Consider the following 15733-nt stretch of genomic DNA (forward strand, 5'->3'; position numbering starts at 1 on the left):
CACCAATGACGACACAGACCACCAGCACCCCGAACACCTCCGGCGACGAGACCGCGCGCCCCACCGGACGCCTGGTCCCGCTGCCCGCATCCGCAGCCCGCGCCCTGGCCACCGCCGGCGGCGTGCTCACGGTCATCGGCTGCTTCCTGGCCTGGACCTGGACCGCCGCCTTCCCCGGCAACCTCACCGTCTACGGCTACCCGGGCGGCCTCCAGTGGCTCGTCCTCGCCGGAGGCGCCCTCACCGCCCTCCTCGGCCTGGCCTCCTACGGCGTCAAGGGCCTGCGGTGGCTCGCCCCCGCGGGCGCCGACCCGGCCATCCGCCTCGCGGCCCTCGGCACCTTCCTGACCGCCTGGTACGCCGTCCTCGCCATCAGCGCGGCCCTCGGCGGCCTGGTCAACCTGGAGCCCGGCGGCTTCGCCGTCGCCGCCACCAGCCTCCTCGCGCTCCTCGGCGCCCTCGCCCTCCCCTTCGCACGGCCCGAGGGCGAACCGGCCGACCCCGAGGACACCGGCTGGGACCAGTTCAAGCACCGCGCCGGCCAGCGCTGGGCCGTGGTCAAGGCCGCCTTCGCCTCCGGCGACCTCACCCCCGCCCGGAAGCTGCCCGGCTACGTCGAGATCCTCCTCATCACCGCCGCCCTCGCCGTCGGCCTCGGCATCTTCACCTACGGCATCGGCACGGACCACGACGAACTCTTCGTCGGCTTCCTGATCACGGCGATCCTCGGCGCCGCGGCCCTCGCCAAGTCCGGTCTCCTCCAGCGCCTCAGCGCCCTGACCGCACGGCACCAGAACGTCTCCATCGCCGGAGCCTTCGCCGCCGCGGCCGCCTTCCCGTTCACCCAGACCAACGACCAGTACGCCAACCTCGGCGTCAACATCCTGATCTTCGCCACGGTCGCCCTGGGCCTGAACATCGTCGTCGGCCTCGCCGGCCTCCTCGACCTCGGCTACGTCGCCTTCCTCGGCGTCGGCGCCTACGCCGCGGCCCTGGTTTCCGGCTCCCCCTCCAGCCCCACCGGCCTCCACCTGCCGTTCTGGCAGGCGATCATCGTGGGCGCCATCGCCTCCATGGTCTTCGGCGTCCTCATCGGCGCGCCCACCCTGCGGCTGCGCGGCGACTACCTGGCCATCGTGACCCTCGGCTTCGGTGAGATCTTCCGCATCGCCGTCAACAACATGGACGGCACCAGCGGCCCGGACATCACCAACGGCGCCAACGGCATCACCAGCATCCCCGACCTGAAGATCTTCGGCTTCGACCTGGGCGTCCCCCACGAGGTCTTCGGCATCACGCTCGGCCGCTTCTCGAACTACTTCTTCCTGATGCTGCTGATCACCGCGGTGGTCGTGCTGGTCTTCCGCCGCAGCGGCGACTCGCGCATCGGCCGCGCCTGGGTGGCCATCCGCGAGGACGAGACCGCCGCCCTCGCCATGGGCATCAACGGCTTCCGCGTCAAGCTGGTCGCCTTCGCCCTCGGCGCCACCCTCGCCGGCCTCGCCGGCGCGGTCCAGGCCCACGTGACCTTCGTCGTCACGCCCGAGCAGTACCAGTTCGCCCACGACGTGCCGCCGAACTCCGCGTTCCTGCTGGCCGCCGTCGTCATGGGCGGCATGGGCACCATCGCCGGCCCCCTCATCGGCGGCGCGCTGCTCTACCTCATCCCCAACAAGCTGGCCTTCATGGACAGGTTCCAGCTCCTCGCCTTCGGCGTGGCACTCATCCTCATCATGCGCTTCCGCCCCGAAGGCATCGTCGCCGACCGGCGGCGCAAGCTCGAATTCCATGAGGACGCCGAAGCTCCCACAGTCCTCGGCAAGACAGGGGCCTGACCACCATGACCACCGAGACCATCACGCAGCAGCGCGAGACCGTGCTCGACGCACGCGGCGTCACCATGCGCTTCGGCGGCCTCACCGCCGTCCGCGGCGTCGACCTCCAGGTCAACAGCGGCGAGATCGTCGGCCTGATCGGCCCCAACGGCGCCGGAAAGACCACCTTCTTCAACTGCCTCACCGGCCTCTACGTCCCCACCGAGGGCGAAGTCCGCTACAAGGGCACCGTCCTGCCGCCCAAGCCGTTCAAGGTCACCGCGGCGGGAATCGCCCGCACCTTCCAGAACATCCGCCTCTTCAGCAACATGACGGTCCTCGAGAACGTTCTCGTCGGCCGCCACACCCGCACCAAGGAAGGGCTCTGGTCCGCCCTTCTGCGCGGCCCCGGATTCAAGAAGGCGGAAAGGGAATCCGAGGCGCGAGCCATGGAACTCCTTGAATTCGTCGGTCTCGCCCACAAGCGGGACCACCTTTCCAGGAATCTCCCCTACGGCGAGCAGCGAAAGCTGGAAATCGCCCGCGCCCTCGCCAGCGAACCCGGACTCCTCCTCCTGGACGAGCCCACCGCCGGCATGAACCCCCAGGAAACGCGCGCCACCGAGGAACTCGTCTTCGCCATCCGCGACCGCGGAATCGCCGTCCTCGTCATCGAGCACGACATGCGGTTCATCTTCAACCTCTGCGACCGCGTCGCCGTCCTCGTCCAGGGAGAGAAGCTGGTCGAGGGCGACAGCGCCACCGTCCAGAGCGACGAACGCGTCGTCGCCGCCTACCTCGGCGAACCCTACGAGGACGCCCCCGGCGCCGAAGAAGCAGCAGAAGTCGCAGCCGCCGAAGCCGCCGCCGGAAACACCGGCCGGGAAGGCGAAGGCGACAGCGCGCCCGGCAAGGAGACCGACCGATGACCGCACTCCTCGAGGTCGAGGACCTCCGCGTCGCCTACGGCAAGATCGAAGCCGTGAAGGGCATCTCCTTCAAGGTGGACGCCGGCCAGGTCGTCACCCTCATCGGCACCAACGGCGCCGGGAAGACCACCACCCTGCGGACCCTGTCCGGGCTCCTCAAGCCGTCCGGCGGCACCATCCGCTTCAACGGCCGGAACATCCGCAAGGTCCCGGCCCACAAGGTGGTCAGCCTCGGCCTCGCCCACTCGCCGGAAGGGCGCCACATCTTCCCCCGCATGTCCATCGAGGACAACCTGCGGCTCGGCGCCTACCTCCGCGACGACAAGTCGGGCATCGCCAAGGACATCCAGCGCGCCTACGACCTCTTCCCCATCCTCGGGGAACGCCGCCGCCAGGCCGCCGGAACCCTCTCCGGCGGCGAGCAGCAGATGCTCGCCATGGGCCGCGCGCTGATGTCCCAGCCCAAGCTGCTGATGCTCGACGAGCCCTCCATGGGCCTCTCGCCGATCATGATGCAGAAGATCATGGCGACCATCACCGAGCTGAGGTCCCAGGGCACCACCATCCTGCTCGTCGAGCAGAACGCGCAGGCCGCGCTCTCCCTCGCCGACCAGGGCTACGTGATGGAGGTCGGCAGGATCACCCTCACCGGCACGGGCCAGGAACTCCTGCACGACGAGTCCGTCCGCAAGGCCTACCTCGGCGAGGACTGACCCCGCGCCCGCCGGCACCCGGCACACGACGAGGCCCGTCCCCCTGGACTCCAGGGGGACGGGCCTCGTCCGTCGCTCGCGCCGCCGGCTCTCAGGCGCGGCCGGCCTTCTTCTCCTCGGAGTCGGCGATGACCGCCTCCGCGACCTGCTGCATCGACATCCGGCGGTCCATCGACGTCTTCTGGATCCACCGGAACGCGGCCGGTTCGGTCAGCCCGTACTCGGTCTGCAGGATCGACTTCGCGCGGTCCACCAGCTTGCGGGTCTCCAGCCGCTGGGAGAGATCGGCGATCTCCTTCTCCAGCTCCTTCATCTCCGTGAACCGCGACACCGCCATCTCGATGGCCGGGACGACGTCGCTCTTGGAGAACGGCTTCACCAGGTACGCCATGGCGCCGGCGTCCCGCGCACGCTCCACCAGCTCGCGCTGCGAGAAGGCGGTCAGCATCAGGACCGGGGCGATGGACTCCTCGGCGATCTTCTCCGCGGCGGAGATGCCGTCCAGCTTGGGCATCTTCACGTCCAGGATCACCAGGTCCGGGCGGTGCTCCCGCGCCAGCTCCACGGCCCGCTCGCCGTCCCCGGCCTCGCCGACGACCGTGTACCCCTCCTCCTCCAGCATCTCCTTGAGATCCAGCCGGATCAGAGCCTCGTCCTCGGCGATGACCACGCGGGTGGTCTGCGGGGGGACGTGCGACTTGTCGTCGTCGTCAACGGGCTGCGGGGACTCGGGGGCGGTCACACTGGCTCCTCGGCGCTCAGGCAGGGTACTGCTGCTCCGCAGCCTACCTAGCTGCGGGCTCGCCATGTCAGCCGGTACACTCCTAGCGGTCGACCTGCCGGGTTGGCGGAACGGCAGACGCTGATGTCTCAAACACATCTGTCCGAAAGGACGTGCGGGTTCGAATCCCGCACCCGGCACCTCGCATCGAGCGGATGTTCACTTCCGAGTGAACATCCGCTTTTTGCTGTGCCGGCTCCCGCCGGGTCACGCACCGTGAACACATGACCCACTACAGCACCGAAGTGCGACAGAAGGCCCTGACGCTGCTCCGGGGCGGCAGCCGCAACGCGGAGGTGGCCCGTGCGCTGAAGGTCCCCACGGGCACCGTCGGTTACTGGAAGCACAGGGATCGCGCCGCACGCGGCGAGTGCCCCGGGCGCGGTGCCTCCACCTGCCCGCGCTGCGACGGCCGGGACCTCGACCACGCCGCCTACGGCTACCTGCTGGGCCTCTACCTCGGCGACGGTCACATCAGCCACTACTCGCAGCACCGGGTGCCGAACCTGATGATCACGTGCACCGCGTCATGGCCGGGCCTCATGGACGAGTGCGAGGCCGCGATGCGCGCGGTCTTCCCCGGCAACGGGGTCTGCCGGGTCCGGCGAACCGGCTGCAGCAACGTGAAGGTGTACTCGCGGCATCTGTACTGCCTGTTCCCCCAGCACGGCCCCGGCAAGAAGCACGAGCGCCGTATCGCGCTGGAGCCGTGGCAGCGAGCGATCGTGGCCGCGCACCCGTGGGAGTTCGTCCGGGGCCTGACCCACTCCGACGGGTGCCGCGTCACCAACTGGACGACACGTGTCGTGGGCGGGGAGCCCAAGCGCTACGAGTACCCGCGCTACTTCTTCGCCAACAAGTCGGACGACATCCGGCAGTTGTACTGCGAGGCCCTCGACCTCGTCGGCGTCGAGTGGAGGATCTGCGCCCGCGGCGGAAACCCCTTCAACGTCTCCGTCGCCCGCAAGGCCTCCGTCGCACTGATGGACGCCCACGTCGGGCCCAAGTACTGAGGCTCAGTCCTCGCCGATGTGGTGGACCCGGACCAGGTTGGTCGTCCCGGACACCCCCGGCGGCGACCCCGCCGTGATGACCACGATGTCCCCCTTGCGGCAGCGCCCGTACTTCAGCAGCAGTTCGTCGACCTGTTCGACCATCGCGTCCGTGGAGTCGACGTGCGGGCCGAGGAACGTCTCCACGCCCCAGGTCATGCTGAGCTGGGAGCGCGTCGCCGGCTCGGGGGTGAAGGCGAGGACCGGGATCGGCGAGCGGTACCTGGAGAGCCGCCGCACCGTGTCGCCGGACTGTGTGAAGGCGACCAGGAACTTCGCGCCGAGGAAGTCGCCCATCTCCGCCGCCGCGCGGGCCACCGCCCCGCCCTGGGTGCGGGGCTTGTTCCGCTCGGTCAGCGGCGGGAGCCCCTTGGCGAGGATGTCCTCCTCCGCCGCCTCGACGATGCGCGCCATGGTCAGCACCGTCTCCACGGGGTACTTGCCGACGCTGGTCTCGCCGCTGAGCATCACCGCGTCGGTGCCGTCGATGACCGCGTTGGCGACGTCGGAGGCCTCGGCGCGCGTGGGGCGCGAGTTGTCGATCATCGAGTCCAGCATCTGGGTGGCGACGATCACCGGCTTGGCGTTCCGCTTGGCGAGCTTGATCGCCCGCTTCTGCACGATCGGCACCTGTTCCAGCGGCAGTTCGACGCCGAGGTCGCCGCGGGCGACCATGATGCCGTCGAACGCGGCGACGATCTCCTCGATGTTCTCGACCGCGTGCGGCTTCTCGATCTTGGCGATGACGGGGAGCCGGCGCCCCTCCTCGTCCATGATGCGGTGGACGTCCTTGATGTCGAGCGCGCTGCGCACGAAGGAGAGGGCGATGACGTCGAAGCCCGTGCGCAGCGCCCAGCGCAGGTCGGCCTCGTCCTTGTCGGAGAGGGCGGGGACGGAGACGGCGACGCCGGGGAGGTTGAGGCCCTTGTGGTCGGAGACCATGCCGCCTTCGACGACGGTGGTGTGGATCAGCGGGCCTTCGATGCCGCGGACCTCCAGGGTGACCTTGCCGTCGTCGACGAGGATGCGCTCGCCGGTGGCGACGTCGTTGGCGAGGCCCTGGTAGGTGGTGCCGCAGAGATGGCGGTCGCCGTGGGCGTCGGGTTCGACGCTGATGGTGAAGGCGTCGCCGCGTTCGAGGAGGACGGGGCCCTCGCGGAAGCTGCCGAGGCGGATCTTGGGTCCCTGGAGGTCTGCGAGGGTGCCGACGCTGCGGCCGGTTTCGTCGGCGGCCTGGCGTACGCGGCGGTAGCGCTCCTCGTGTTCGGCGTGGTCGCCGTGGCTGAGGTTGAAGCGGGCCAGGTCCATGCCGGCGTCGACGAGTGCCTTGACGCGGTCGTAGGCGTGGGTGGCAGGCCCGAGGGTGCAGACGATTTTTGCTCGGCGCATGGTCCGACCCTAGGGCCTACCGGCGGGTAGGCCATTCTCGTCGGGGTTCTGTTCAACAACCTGTACGGGACGTGCTGTTGGGGTGAATGAGGGTTCGATAAATGGGGCCTGGCCGACCGCCCGCCGGGCGCCTCCTCACAGCGTGGGCGGGGCCATGGTGAACCGCGCGTTGACCTGGGCGTGGACGTGCTGCCGGCGCGGTTCGAGGTCCAGGGCGGGCGGGGCGGCCGCTCCGGCGGCGCCGGCCGGGGGCGGAGGGGCGCCGAAGAGGGGCGGTGCGGCGCCGCGGACGGTGGCGCCGGCGCCGGTGTTGTCGGCGCCGACGTCGGCGACGTCGACGACGCCGGTGAGGGTGGTGCCGAGCGCCTCGGCGTACTCGCGGGCGCGGGCGACGGCCTGGCGGACGGCTTCCTGGCGGGCGCGGCGGCGGGCGGGCGAGTTGGTCGTCAGTTGCCAGTAGGGGCCGTTGACGCTGGTGTGGTCGAGGTCGGCGAGGCGGGTGGTGAGTTCGCCGAGGACGGTGAAGTCGGTGATCTCGGCGGTGAGGACGACGCGGCCGTGGTAGGCGCGGATGCGTTCGCCGCGGCCGCGCTGGCTGAGTTCGGGGGTGATGGAGAAGGCCCCGGTCTCGACGTGGGTGACGGCGTCGCCGTAGCTCTTGACGAGTTCGAGGGCGGTGTTGTTGCGCCGGGTGAGGTTGGTGACGGCGTCGCGCCGGTCGGTGCCGCGGGCGGTGACGGTGAGGACGAGGCGGGCGACCTCGGGGTCGACCTCGAGGTGGGCCTCGCCGCGGACGGCTATGCGGGGGTGCTCGATGACGGGTTCGGCGGTCATGGGGTCACCATGCCAGGGCCCTCGGACAGTCGTCCGTCGCTTACCGGATCGCAACCTGGTGGACCTGTCGGCGGCGGGGTCGGGTGGTGAAGAATCTACGCGCGTTGGCAGGAGCGTGGGCCAGGGCGCGTCGGCAGTGTTGTGGGGAAGGTGCGGGAGCATGGCGTTGGAAGCGTTGGATCGCCGGAAGTTTCTGAAGAAGTCCGCGGTGACGGGTGCGGGTGTGGCGCTGGCGGGAGGTGCGATGGGGGTTCCGGCCGCTCAGGCTGCTCCGGTGGACGGCCCGTCGGCGGCCGGTGGCCGTCCGGGGAAGCGTTTCTCCTTGACGGTGATGGGGTCGACGGACCTGCACGGCAACGTCTTCAACTGGGACTACTACAAGGACGCCCAGTTCGAGGACGCGGCGGGCAACGCGCTGGGTCTGGCGCGGATCTCCTCCCTGGTGAAGGAGGTGCGGGCGGAGAAGGGCGCCGGCCGGACGATGCTGATCGACGCGGGTGACACGATCCAGGGCACCCCGCTGACGTACTACTACGCGAAGGTCGACCCGATCACCGCCGAGGGCGGGCCGGTGCATCCGATGGCGCGGGCGATGAACAGCATCGGCTACGACGCGGTGGCGCTGGGCAACCACGAGTTCAACTACGGCATCGAGCTGCTGCGGAAGTTCGAGTCGCAGTGCGACTTCCCGCTGCTGGGCGCGAACGCGGTGGACGCGACGACGCTGAAGCCGGCGTTCCCCCCGTACTTCCTCAAGTCCTTCCACGTCCCCGGTTCCGCCCGCCCGGTGAAGGTGGCGGTCCTGGGGCTGACCAACCCGGGCATCGCGATCTGGGACAAGGCGTACGTGCAGGGCAGGCTGAAGTTCCCGGGCCTGGAGGAGCAGGCCGCGCTGTGGGTGCCGAAGCTGCGGGCGATGGGCGCGGACGTGGTGATCGTCTCCGCGCACTCGGGCACCTCGGGCACGTCCTCGTGGAGCGACCAGCTGCCGTACGTGGAGAACTCGGCGGCGAACGTGGCGCGTCTGGTGCCGGGCATCGACGCGATCCTGGTGGGTCACGCCCACAAGGAGATCGCCGAGCTGCGGGTGGTGAACGAGAGGTCGGGCAGGGAGGTCGTGCTGTCCGAGCCGCTGATGTGGGGTGAGCGGCTGTCGCTGTTCGACATCGAGCTGGTCTTCGCGAAGGGCCGCTGGTCGGTGGAGTCGGTGAGGGCGTCGCTGCGCGACTCCAGGGACGCGGCCGAGGATCCGGCCATCGTGGCGCTGCTCCAGGAGCAGCACGACGCGGTCGTCGAGTACGTCAACCAGGTGGTGGGCACGGCCACGGTGACGTTGACGACGGCGGAGGCCCGCTACAAGGACGAGCCGATCATCGACCTGATCGCCAAGGTGCAGGAGGACGTGGTGCGGGCCGCGCTGGCCGGCACGGAGTACGCCTCGCTGCCGGTGGTGGCGCAGGCGTCGCCGTTCTCGCGGACGTCCCAGATCCCGGCGGGCGAGGTGACGATCCGGGACCTGTCGAGCCTGTACGTGTACGACAACACGCTGGTGGCGAAGGTCCTGACGGGGGCGCAGCTGAAGGACTACCTGGAGTTCTCGGCGGAGTACTACGCGCGGGTCGCGCCGGGTGCTCCGGTGGACGTGGACGCGCTGACCAACGCGGGCAACCGTCCGGACTACGCGTACGACTACGTGTCGGGCGTGCGGTACGACATCGACATCGCGCAGCCGGCGGGTTCACGGATCAGGAACCTGACGTTCGAGGGCGCCCCGGTGGCGGCGGACGCGAGGTTCGTGCTGGCGGTGAACAACTACCGGGCGAACGGCGGCAGCGCGTATCCGCACGTGGCGTCGGCGCCGGAGGTGTGGGCGGAGTCGACGGAGATCCGGACGCGGATCGCGGAGTGGGTGACGGCGAAGGGTGTGCTGGACCCGGAGGACTTCGCGTCGGTGGACTGGCGTCTGACGCGGGACGGCGTTCCGGTCTTCTGACCCCTCGCCGCGCGGGGGTCGTCGAGGACGGCCGGGTGGGCGGCGCGGCGCCGGCGGGTTCTCCCCGTCGGCGCCGCCGGCGTTTCCGGGCCCTGGGGGCGGGACGGGCTCAGCGGAGGCCGAAGGTGGTGAAGGCGGTGCGGGTGGGGAGGCGGTAGACCTCCTTGCCGGTGAGGGCGTTGAGGATGGTGGCGCTGCGCCAGGCGACGAGGCCGAGGTCGGGGGCGCCGACGCCGTGGGTGTGGAGTTCGGCGTTCTGGACGTAGACGTCGCCGGTGATGGCGGGGTCGAGGCGGAGCCGGTAGTGGTCGTCGATCTGGGGGCGGCCGGCGGCGTCGCGGGCGAGGTGGGGGGCGAGGCCGGTGAGGAGGTCGTCGAGGGGGCGCCGGCGGTAGCCGGTGGCGAGGACGACGGCGTCGGTCCGGACGGTGGTGCGGGTGTGCTGCTGGGTGTGTTCGAGGCCGAGGTGGATGGGTCCGCCGGGCGGCCGGTGGGCGGTGCGGACCTCGACCGCGGGGGTGAGGCGGGTGTCGGGCCATCCGCCGTCGAGGGTGCGGCGGTACAGCTCGTCGTGGATGGCGGTGATGGTGTCGGTGTCGATGCCCTTGTGGAGCTGCCACTGGCCGGCGACGAGGTGGTCGCGGACGGGTTCGTCGAGCTGGTGGAAGTAGCGGGTGTAGTCGGGGGTGAAGTGTTCGAGCCCGAGTTTGGAGTACTCCATGGGGGCGAACGCGGGGGTGCGGCCGGTCCAGTGGAGGTTCTCCCGGCCGGCGGGGCGGTGGCGGAGGAGGTCGAGGAAGATCTCGGCGCCGGACTGCCCGGTGCCGATGACGGTGACGTGGTGGGCGTCGAGCAGGGTGTCGCGGTGGTGGAGGTAGTCGGCGGAGTGGAGGACGGGGGTGTCCGGGTCGTCGGCGAGGGGGCGGAGCGGTGCGGGGACGTGGGGTTCGGTGCCGATGCCGATGGCGATGTGCCGGGTGGGGGTGCGGTGCCGGCTGTGGGGGTGGCCGTGTGCGTCGAGGCGGGTGTGGTCGACCTCGAAGAGGGCGCGGTGGGGGTTCCAGCGGATGGTGTCGACCTGGTGGCGGAAGTGGAGGCCGGGGAGGTTCTCGCTGACCCAGCGGCAGTAGGCGTCGTACTCGGCGCGGTGGATGTGCCAGCGTTCGGCGAAGTAGAAGGGGAAGAGGCGGTCGCGGGCCCTGAGGTGGTTGAGGAAGGTCCACGGGCTGGTGGGGTCGACGAGGGTGACCAGGTCGGCGGGGAACGGCACCTGGAGGGTGGTGCCGTCGATGAGGAGGCCGGGGTGCCAGTCGAAGCCGGGGCGGCGTTCGTAGAAGGCGGTGTCGAGCCGGCCGAGGGGCTGGGCGAGGGCGGCGAGGGAGAGGTTGGCGGGGCCGATGCCGATGCCGACGAGGTCGCGGGGGGTCTCGTCCGGGGCGGGGTGTGTCATGGGGTCGTCCTCCGTGGGGGCTCGGAGGGTTAACGACCGTGGTGGTGCGGGGACGCGGGGCGGGCGGGCCCCGCGTCCTCCGGGCGGCCCGGACCGGGTCGAGCCGGCGGTCCGGGCCGGGTCGAGCCGGCGGTCCGGCCCGGGTGGAGCCGGCGGTCCGGGCCCGACCGGGCCCAGGCCGGGTCGAGCCGGCGGCCCGGGCCGGGTGGAGCCGGCGGTCCGGGCCGGGTCGAGCCGGCGGCCCGGGCCGGGTGGAGCCGGCGGCCCGGACCGGACCGGGCAGGCGGCGGCGCGGGCCTTGTCGGCCTGCGGCCCTGACCGGGGCGAACCAGCCGCCCGGACCGGGTCGGGCGGGGCGCGGGCCGGGTCAGTCGGTGGTGCGGACGCGCAGGGCGCGGGCGAGGTCGTCGAGCTGGTCGGCGAGTCTGCGGCGCAGTGCGGGGGTGATGTCGTCGCTGTCGAGGCAGGCGTGGCCGCGGTCGAGGGTGTCCTGGTCGACGGCGTGGGCGGGGAAGGCGTGGTGTCCGGCGGCCTCGGCGATGGCGGGGCCGCGACGGCGGGCCACGGCGGGTGCGTCGGTGAACCAGCGGGTGACGTACTCGGCGGTGAGGTCGGCCTGTTCGGGCTGCCAGAAGCCCTGCGCGGTGGCGGTGAACAGGTAGTTGGACAGGTCGTCGCCGAGGAACATGGCCTCCCAGGCACGCTTCTTGGCGTCGGCGTCGGGGAAGGCGGCGCGGCACCGGGCGGCGCCTTCCTGCCCGGTGGCGGTGGGGTCCCGTTCGAGTTCCCGGGCGACGTCGGACTCGTCGACGGCGCCGAGGACGGCGAGGCGGGCGAGGATGCGCCAGCGCAGCGCGGGGTCGAGTTCGGGTCCGCCGGGGACGGTGTCGTCGGCGAGCCAGGCGGTGAGGGTGTCGGCGCGCTGGGCGCTGTCGATGCGGTGGCGGACGGCGGTGAGGCGCAGGCCGGGCTGGGAGCCGTCCTCGGTGCGGCGCAGCAGGTCGCGGCAGAGTTCCCCGATGAGGGTGAGGGCCTCGGCGCGCCGTTCGAGGGGGAGGTAGCGGTCGGCGATCTGGCCGCGGGCGAAGGTGAGGACGCCCTGCACGATGGCGAGGTCGGTCTCCTCGGGGAGGTGGGCGCTCGCGGTGGCGAGGTGGTCGAAGGGGTCGAGTTCGCCGTCGCGGACCATGTCGCGCAGGGTGTTCCACAGGACGGCGCGGGTGAGGCCGTCGGGGACCTGGGAGAGGCCTCTCAGGGTGGTTTCCAGGGAGTCCTCGTCGAGGCGGATCTTGGCGTAGGTCTGGTCGTGGTCGTTGGGGACGACGAGGGCGGGGCGGACGCCGTTGTGGCTCTCGGGCTCCCCGGGGACGTCGGTCTCGTGGCGTTCGCGCAGGACCAGGGTGCGGTCGGCGCCGAGGACGCGGTCGTAGACGCCGACGGTGATGCGGTGGGGGCGGCTTCCCCGGTGGCCGAGGGCGAGGCTCCAGCGGCCGGGGGCGGTGTCGACGGTGGCGGTGAGGGTGTCGACGCCGGTGGTGCGCAGCCAGGCGTCGGCCCAGGCGTGGACGTCGCGGTCGGTGTGGGCGGCGAGGGAGTCGAGGAAGTCGGCGAGGGTGGCGTTGGCGAACCTGTGGCGGGCGAAGTGGGTGTTGATGCCGGCCAGGAAGTCCTTCTCGCCGAGCCAGGTGACGAGCTGGCGCAGGGCGCTGGCGCCCTTGGCGTAGGAGATGCCGTCGAAGTTGAGGAGTGCGGCGGCGGTGTCGGGGACGTCGTCGGGGGCGACGGGGTGGGTGGAGGGCCGCTGGTCGGCGTCGTAGCCCCAGCTCTTGCGGGCGACGGCGAACTCGGTCCAGGTGTCGTCGAAGCGGGTGGCCTCGACGAGGGTCTGGTAGCCCATGTACTCGGCGAAGGACTCGTTGAGCCAGATGTCGTCCCACCAGCGGAGGGTGACGAGGTCGCCGAACCACATGTGGGCCATCTCGTGGGCGATGACCATGGCGCGGGTCTGGCGTTCGGTGTCGGTGACGGCGGAGCGGTAGACGAATTCGTCGCGGAAGGTGACGAGTCCGGGGTTCTCCATGGCGCCGGCGTTGAACTCGGGGACGAAGGCCTGGTCGTAGGAGTCGAAGGGGTAGGGCTCGTCGAACTTGGCGTGGTATCGGTCGAAGCAGCGGGTGGTGATGCCGAGGATCTCGTCGGCGTCGGTGTCGAGGTGGGGGGCGAGGCTGGCGCGGCAGTGGATGCCGAAGGGGAGTCCGCGGTGCTGGGTGCGGACGGAGTGCCAGGGGCCGGCGGCGACGGCCAGCAGGTAGGTGGAGATGGCGGGGGTGGTGGCGGCGGTCCAGGTGCCGTTGCCGTCGTGGGTGGTGCGGCTGTTGGCGAGGACGGTCCAGCCCTCAGGGGCCTTGACGGTGACGTCGAAGGCGGCCTTGAGGTCGGGCTGGTCGAAGGCGGCGTAGACGCGCTGGACGTCGTCGAGGAAGAGCTGCGTGTAGACGTAGGTCTTGCCGTCGGTGGGGTCGGTGAAGCGGTGCATGCCCTCGCCGGTGCGGGAGTAGCGCATCGCGGCGTCGACGACCAGTTCGTGGTCGCCGGCGGTGAGGCCGCGCAGGGGGAGCCGGTTGTCGTCGAGGGTGGCGGGGTCGAGCGGGTGTCCGTCGAGCGTGGCGGAGCGCAGTTCGGCGGGCTTGAGTTCGACGAAGGTGTCCGCGGCGGCGCGGGCGGTGAACCGGACGGTGGTCCGTGAGTCGAAGGTGTCCTCGCCGGTGGTGAGGTCGAGTTCCACGGTGTAGTGCTCGACCGTGAGGAGGTCTGCTCGGGTCTGCGCTTCGTCGCGCGTCAGTACGGACATGGGCACATGCTGCCTGATGAGGGGTGCCGGGCGCAGGGGGGTTGCGCCCTCGTTGCCCCGTGCGCGCGGTGGGCGGCGGGGCGCACGGGGGTCAGGCCGGGGTGTCGTCGGCGGGGTCGTCCGCCTGCTCGGCGATGCGTTCGTGGTGCCGGATGACCTCGGCGATGATGAAGTTGAGGAGTTTCTCCGCGAAGGCGGGGTCCAGCTTGGCGTTCTCGGCGAGCCGCCGCAGCCGGGCGATCTGCTCCGCCTCGCGCGCCGGGTCGGCGGGGGGCAGCTGGTGCTTGGCCTTGAGGAAGCCGACCTGCTGGGTGCACTTGAACCGTTCGGCGAGCATGTGGACGACGGCGGCGTCGATGTTGTCGATGCTGTCGCGGAGCCGGTGGAGCTCTTCGCGGACGGTGGGGTCGACGGGGGCGTTGTTGCTGGTCGTCATGGTCGATCACTGTAGGCGTCGCGGTGTGCGGGCGGCGGCGCGGTCCCACAGTGTGGGCGGGGCGCCGGGTTTCGGCGCGGCGGTCGCCCCACCTGGCCGTCCGGCCGGCCGGGGCCACGGTCACAGGCCCGGCAGTGGCTCCTGCTCCACGTCGTGGGAGCGGTGCTCGAACCGGCGGTCGGGGTCGCATTCCGGTCCGAAGCCCCTGCGGCGCGATTCCGCGTCCCGCAGCTCGGAGCCGCACAGGCGGCACCACACCCGCCGCGGGAGGCCCGGCGGCGGGTCGGTCAGTGCTTCCTGCTGATGCGGCACGGCACCAGTGTGCCCCCTCCGGCCGGAGTCGCACGACCGAGGGCCGGAAGGGGTCCGTCAGTGCTCGCAGAGGCTGAACTCGCGCTCGTAGATCTGCTGGTTGTGCTCGTCGACGAAGAACTTGCGTTCCTTCATCAGTTCGTCGCGGTAGGTCCTGGCCTCCTCCAGGGTCATGGTGGAGGTGTCGGCCCACGGCTGCTGCGGCGGCACGTCGGAGGTGGAGACGATGCGCTGGGTGGGGTCGACGAGGAAGAAGGCGAGGATCTTGCGGTGCCCGGGCCGGGAGGGGTCCTCGAGGCGGAACGGCGCGACGCGGTGCTGGAGGATGTTGGGGAACGCCAGGCAGCGGCCGGCCGGGGTGGCGGCGGAGCCGAGCACCTGGTTCAGCGGGCCCTCGTTCTCCAGGCCGTAGACCTCGCCGATCCCGGTGTCGTCGCTCTGCTCGTAGGCCGGTTCGTCGACGGCGGTGCGGAAGCTCAGGCGGCTCTCGGTGATGTTCTCGTTGTCCCAGTAGAGGAGGCAGGTGGAGACGATCCGCTCGTTCTGCATGCCCTCGACGTGCCAGGAGCCTCCGGCGTACTCGGGCTTGTCCGGGGTGAGGTGGATGGTGGCGAGCTTGACGATGACCTGGAGGTCGCGGCCGCGCAGGTCGACGCGGTCGACCACGTCGGGCACGGCCTGCGGGTCGTACGCGGGCGCGTCGGGGACGGCCGGGCGGCGGTTCTCGTACCACTCGTCCATGGCCTCCTCCCACGCTTCCTGGGCCTCCTCGTCGTCCTCGTCCTCGGGCTCGGCCGGCTCGGTGGCGTCGTACCAGGAGTAGGGGTCGGCCTCGATCCGCGGGGGCCGCGGGTTGTGGAGGTCGGTGAGCACGTTCTCGAACAGCGGGCGCACGCGGGCGAACAGGTCGGGCAGGACGGCGGCGAGGTCGCGGTGGTCCTCCGGGTGGACGTTGTTGACGTACGAGCGGAAGGCGACGCGGCCGTCCTCGCCGACCTCGACGTCCGTGGGCAGCCACTGGAACCGCTCGGAGAACTCGTACCCGGGGCCGTATGTCTCCGGCCGCCGCCAGGCCCGCTCGAATCCGCCGCTCACCTCGCGGACGAGGCAGAAGAGCGACGGGTGCACGAGGTCGAGCACCTGGCCGTCGGAGCCGGGGTGCCAGTCCTTCTCCGCGTC

General features: G+C 71.2%; 13 protein-coding genes and 1 tRNA gene. 6 read left to right on the plus strand and 8 right to left on the minus strand.

Going from position 1 to position 15733, the window contains the following annotated elements:
- Window positions 1–5 precede the first annotated feature (5 nt).
- The 3 genes from ABZ836_RS19620 to ABZ836_RS19630 are packed head-to-tail and all read left to right on the plus strand — an operon-like array spanning window position 6 to window position 3456.
- Window positions 6–1835 (plus strand): branched-chain amino acid ABC transporter permease, encoded by a 1830-nt coding sequence (locus ABZ836_RS19620; protein ID WP_361143801.1) that lies wholly within the window; start codon window positions 6–8, stop codon window positions 1833–1835.
- A gap of 5 nt (window positions 1836–1840) precedes the next feature.
- Window positions 1841–2743: an ABC transporter ATP-binding protein gene (locus tag ABZ836_RS19625; protein WP_361143804.1), complete on the plus strand. Its 903-nt coding sequence runs from the start codon at window positions 1841–1843 to the stop codon at window positions 2741–2743.
- Window positions 2740–3456 (plus strand): ABC transporter ATP-binding protein, encoded by a 717-nt coding sequence (locus ABZ836_RS19630; RefSeq protein ID WP_356130949.1) that lies wholly within the window; start codon window positions 2740–2742, stop codon window positions 3454–3456. The genes ABZ836_RS19625 and ABZ836_RS19630 overlap by 4 nt, the downstream gene beginning before the upstream one ends.
- Before the next feature lie 91 nt (window positions 3457–3547).
- Here ABZ836_RS19630 and ABZ836_RS19635 read toward each other — a convergent pair whose 3' ends face one another.
- The gene (locus ABZ836_RS19635; protein ID WP_361143807.1) at window positions 3548–4198 is read right to left on the minus strand and encodes a response regulator; all 651 of its coding nucleotides are present in this window, start codon (window positions 4196–4198) and stop codon (window positions 3548–3550) included.
- Window positions 4199–4294: 96 nt separating this feature from the next.
- On the opposite strand from ABZ836_RS19635, the gene ABZ836_RS19640 reads away from it, so the two are divergent.
- Window positions 4295–4377: transfer RNA gene (locus tag ABZ836_RS19640), tRNA-Leu, on the plus strand.
- An 84-nt stretch (window positions 4378–4461) separates the two neighbouring features.
- Complete coding sequence (locus ABZ836_RS19645) at window positions 4462–5250, plus strand: helix-turn-helix domain-containing protein (RefSeq protein ID WP_361143810.1); 789 nt, start codon at window positions 4462–4464, stop codon at window positions 5248–5250.
- A gap of 3 nt (window positions 5251–5253) precedes the next feature.
- Here the strand turns inward: ABZ836_RS19645 and pyk are convergent, their stop codons facing one another.
- Window positions 5254–6678, minus strand: a complete 1425-nt coding sequence (gene pyk / locus ABZ836_RS19650) for a pyruvate kinase (RefSeq protein WP_356130944.1) — start codon at window positions 6676–6678, stop codon at window positions 5254–5256.
- Between the two features lie 135 nt (window positions 6679–6813).
- Window positions 6814–7512, minus strand: coding sequence for an SIMPL domain-containing protein (locus tag ABZ836_RS19655; RefSeq protein WP_361143813.1), 699 nt, complete (start codon window positions 7510–7512; stop codon window positions 6814–6816).
- Window positions 7513–7672: 160 nt separating this feature from the next.
- Here ABZ836_RS19655 and ABZ836_RS19660 point away from each other — a divergent pair, with 160 nt between their 5' ends.
- Window positions 7673–9505 (plus strand): 5'-nucleotidase C-terminal domain-containing protein, encoded by a 1833-nt coding sequence (locus tag ABZ836_RS19660; RefSeq protein WP_361143816.1) that lies wholly within the window; start codon window positions 7673–7675, stop codon window positions 9503–9505.
- 109 nt (window positions 9506–9614) lie between these two features.
- Here the strand turns inward: ABZ836_RS19660 and ABZ836_RS19665 are convergent, their stop codons facing one another.
- From ABZ836_RS19665 to ABZ836_RS19685, 5 genes are all read right to left on the minus strand, one after another.
- A complete protein-coding gene (locus ABZ836_RS19665) occupies window positions 9615–10955 on the minus strand; it encodes a SidA/IucD/PvdA family monooxygenase (protein ID WP_361143819.1) in 1341 nt (446 codons plus the stop codon).
- 367 nt (window positions 10956–11322) lie between these two features.
- Window positions 11323–13806, minus strand: a complete 2484-nt coding sequence (pepN, locus tag ABZ836_RS19670; protein WP_361143822.1) for an aminopeptidase N — start codon at window positions 13804–13806, stop codon at window positions 11323–11325.
- A 91-nt stretch (window positions 13807–13897) separates the two neighbouring features.
- Window positions 13898–14242, minus strand: a complete 345-nt coding sequence (locus ABZ836_RS19675) for a chorismate mutase (protein ID WP_356130934.1) — start codon at window positions 14240–14242, stop codon at window positions 13898–13900.
- 120 nt (window positions 14243–14362) lie between these two features.
- Window positions 14363–14554 (minus strand): DUF6011 domain-containing protein, encoded by a 192-nt coding sequence (locus tag ABZ836_RS19680; RefSeq protein WP_356130932.1) that lies wholly within the window; start codon window positions 14552–14554, stop codon window positions 14363–14365.
- 57 nt (window positions 14555–14611) lie between these two features.
- A partial coding sequence (locus tag ABZ836_RS19685) for a DUF4246 domain-containing protein (protein ID WP_361143825.1) occupies window positions 14612–15733 on the minus strand: 1122 nt, incomplete at its 5' end.

The sequence above is a fragment of the Streptomyces sp. NPDC047130 genome, from assembly GCF_040643475.1.
Classification (GTDB): domain Bacteria; phylum Actinomycetota; class Actinomycetes; order Streptomycetales; family Streptomycetaceae; genus Streptomyces.

Bases quoted from the DNA above. Each gene is read 5' to 3' on its own strand.
- ABZ836_RS19620 (WP_361143801.1), top strand. From the start codon at position 6: ATGACGACACAGACCACCAGCACCCCGAACACCTCCGGCGACGAGACC.
- ABZ836_RS19625 (WP_361143804.1), top strand. From the start codon at position 1,841: ATGACCACCGAGACCATCACGCAGCAGCGCGAGACCGTGCTCGACGCA.
- ABZ836_RS19630 (WP_356130949.1), top strand. From the start codon at position 2,740: ATGACCGCACTCCTCGAGGTCGAGGACCTCCGCGTCGCCTACGGCAAG.
- ABZ836_RS19645 (WP_361143810.1), top strand. From the start codon at position 4,462: ATGACCCACTACAGCACCGAAGTGCGACAGAAGGCCCTGACGCTGCTC.
- pyk (WP_356130944.1), bottom strand. From the start codon at position 6,678: ATGCGCCGAGCAAAAATCGTCTGCACCCTCGGGCCTGCCACCCACGCC.
- ABZ836_RS19655 (WP_361143813.1), bottom strand. From the start codon at position 7,512: ATGACCGCCGAACCCGTCATCGAGCACCCCCGCATAGCCGTCCGCGGC.
- ABZ836_RS19660 (WP_361143816.1), top strand. From the start codon at position 7,673: ATGGCGTTGGAAGCGTTGGATCGCCGGAAGTTTCTGAAGAAGTCCGCG.
- ABZ836_RS19665 (WP_361143819.1), bottom strand. From the start codon at position 10,955: ATGACACACCCCGCCCCGGACGAGACCCCCCGCGACCTCGTCGGCATC.
- pepN (WP_361143822.1), bottom strand. From the start codon at position 13,806: ATGTCCGTACTGACGCGCGACGAAGCGCAGACCCGAGCAGACCTCCTC.
- ABZ836_RS19675 (WP_356130934.1), bottom strand. From the start codon at position 14,242: ATGACGACCAGCAACAACGCCCCCGTCGACCCCACCGTCCGCGAAGAG.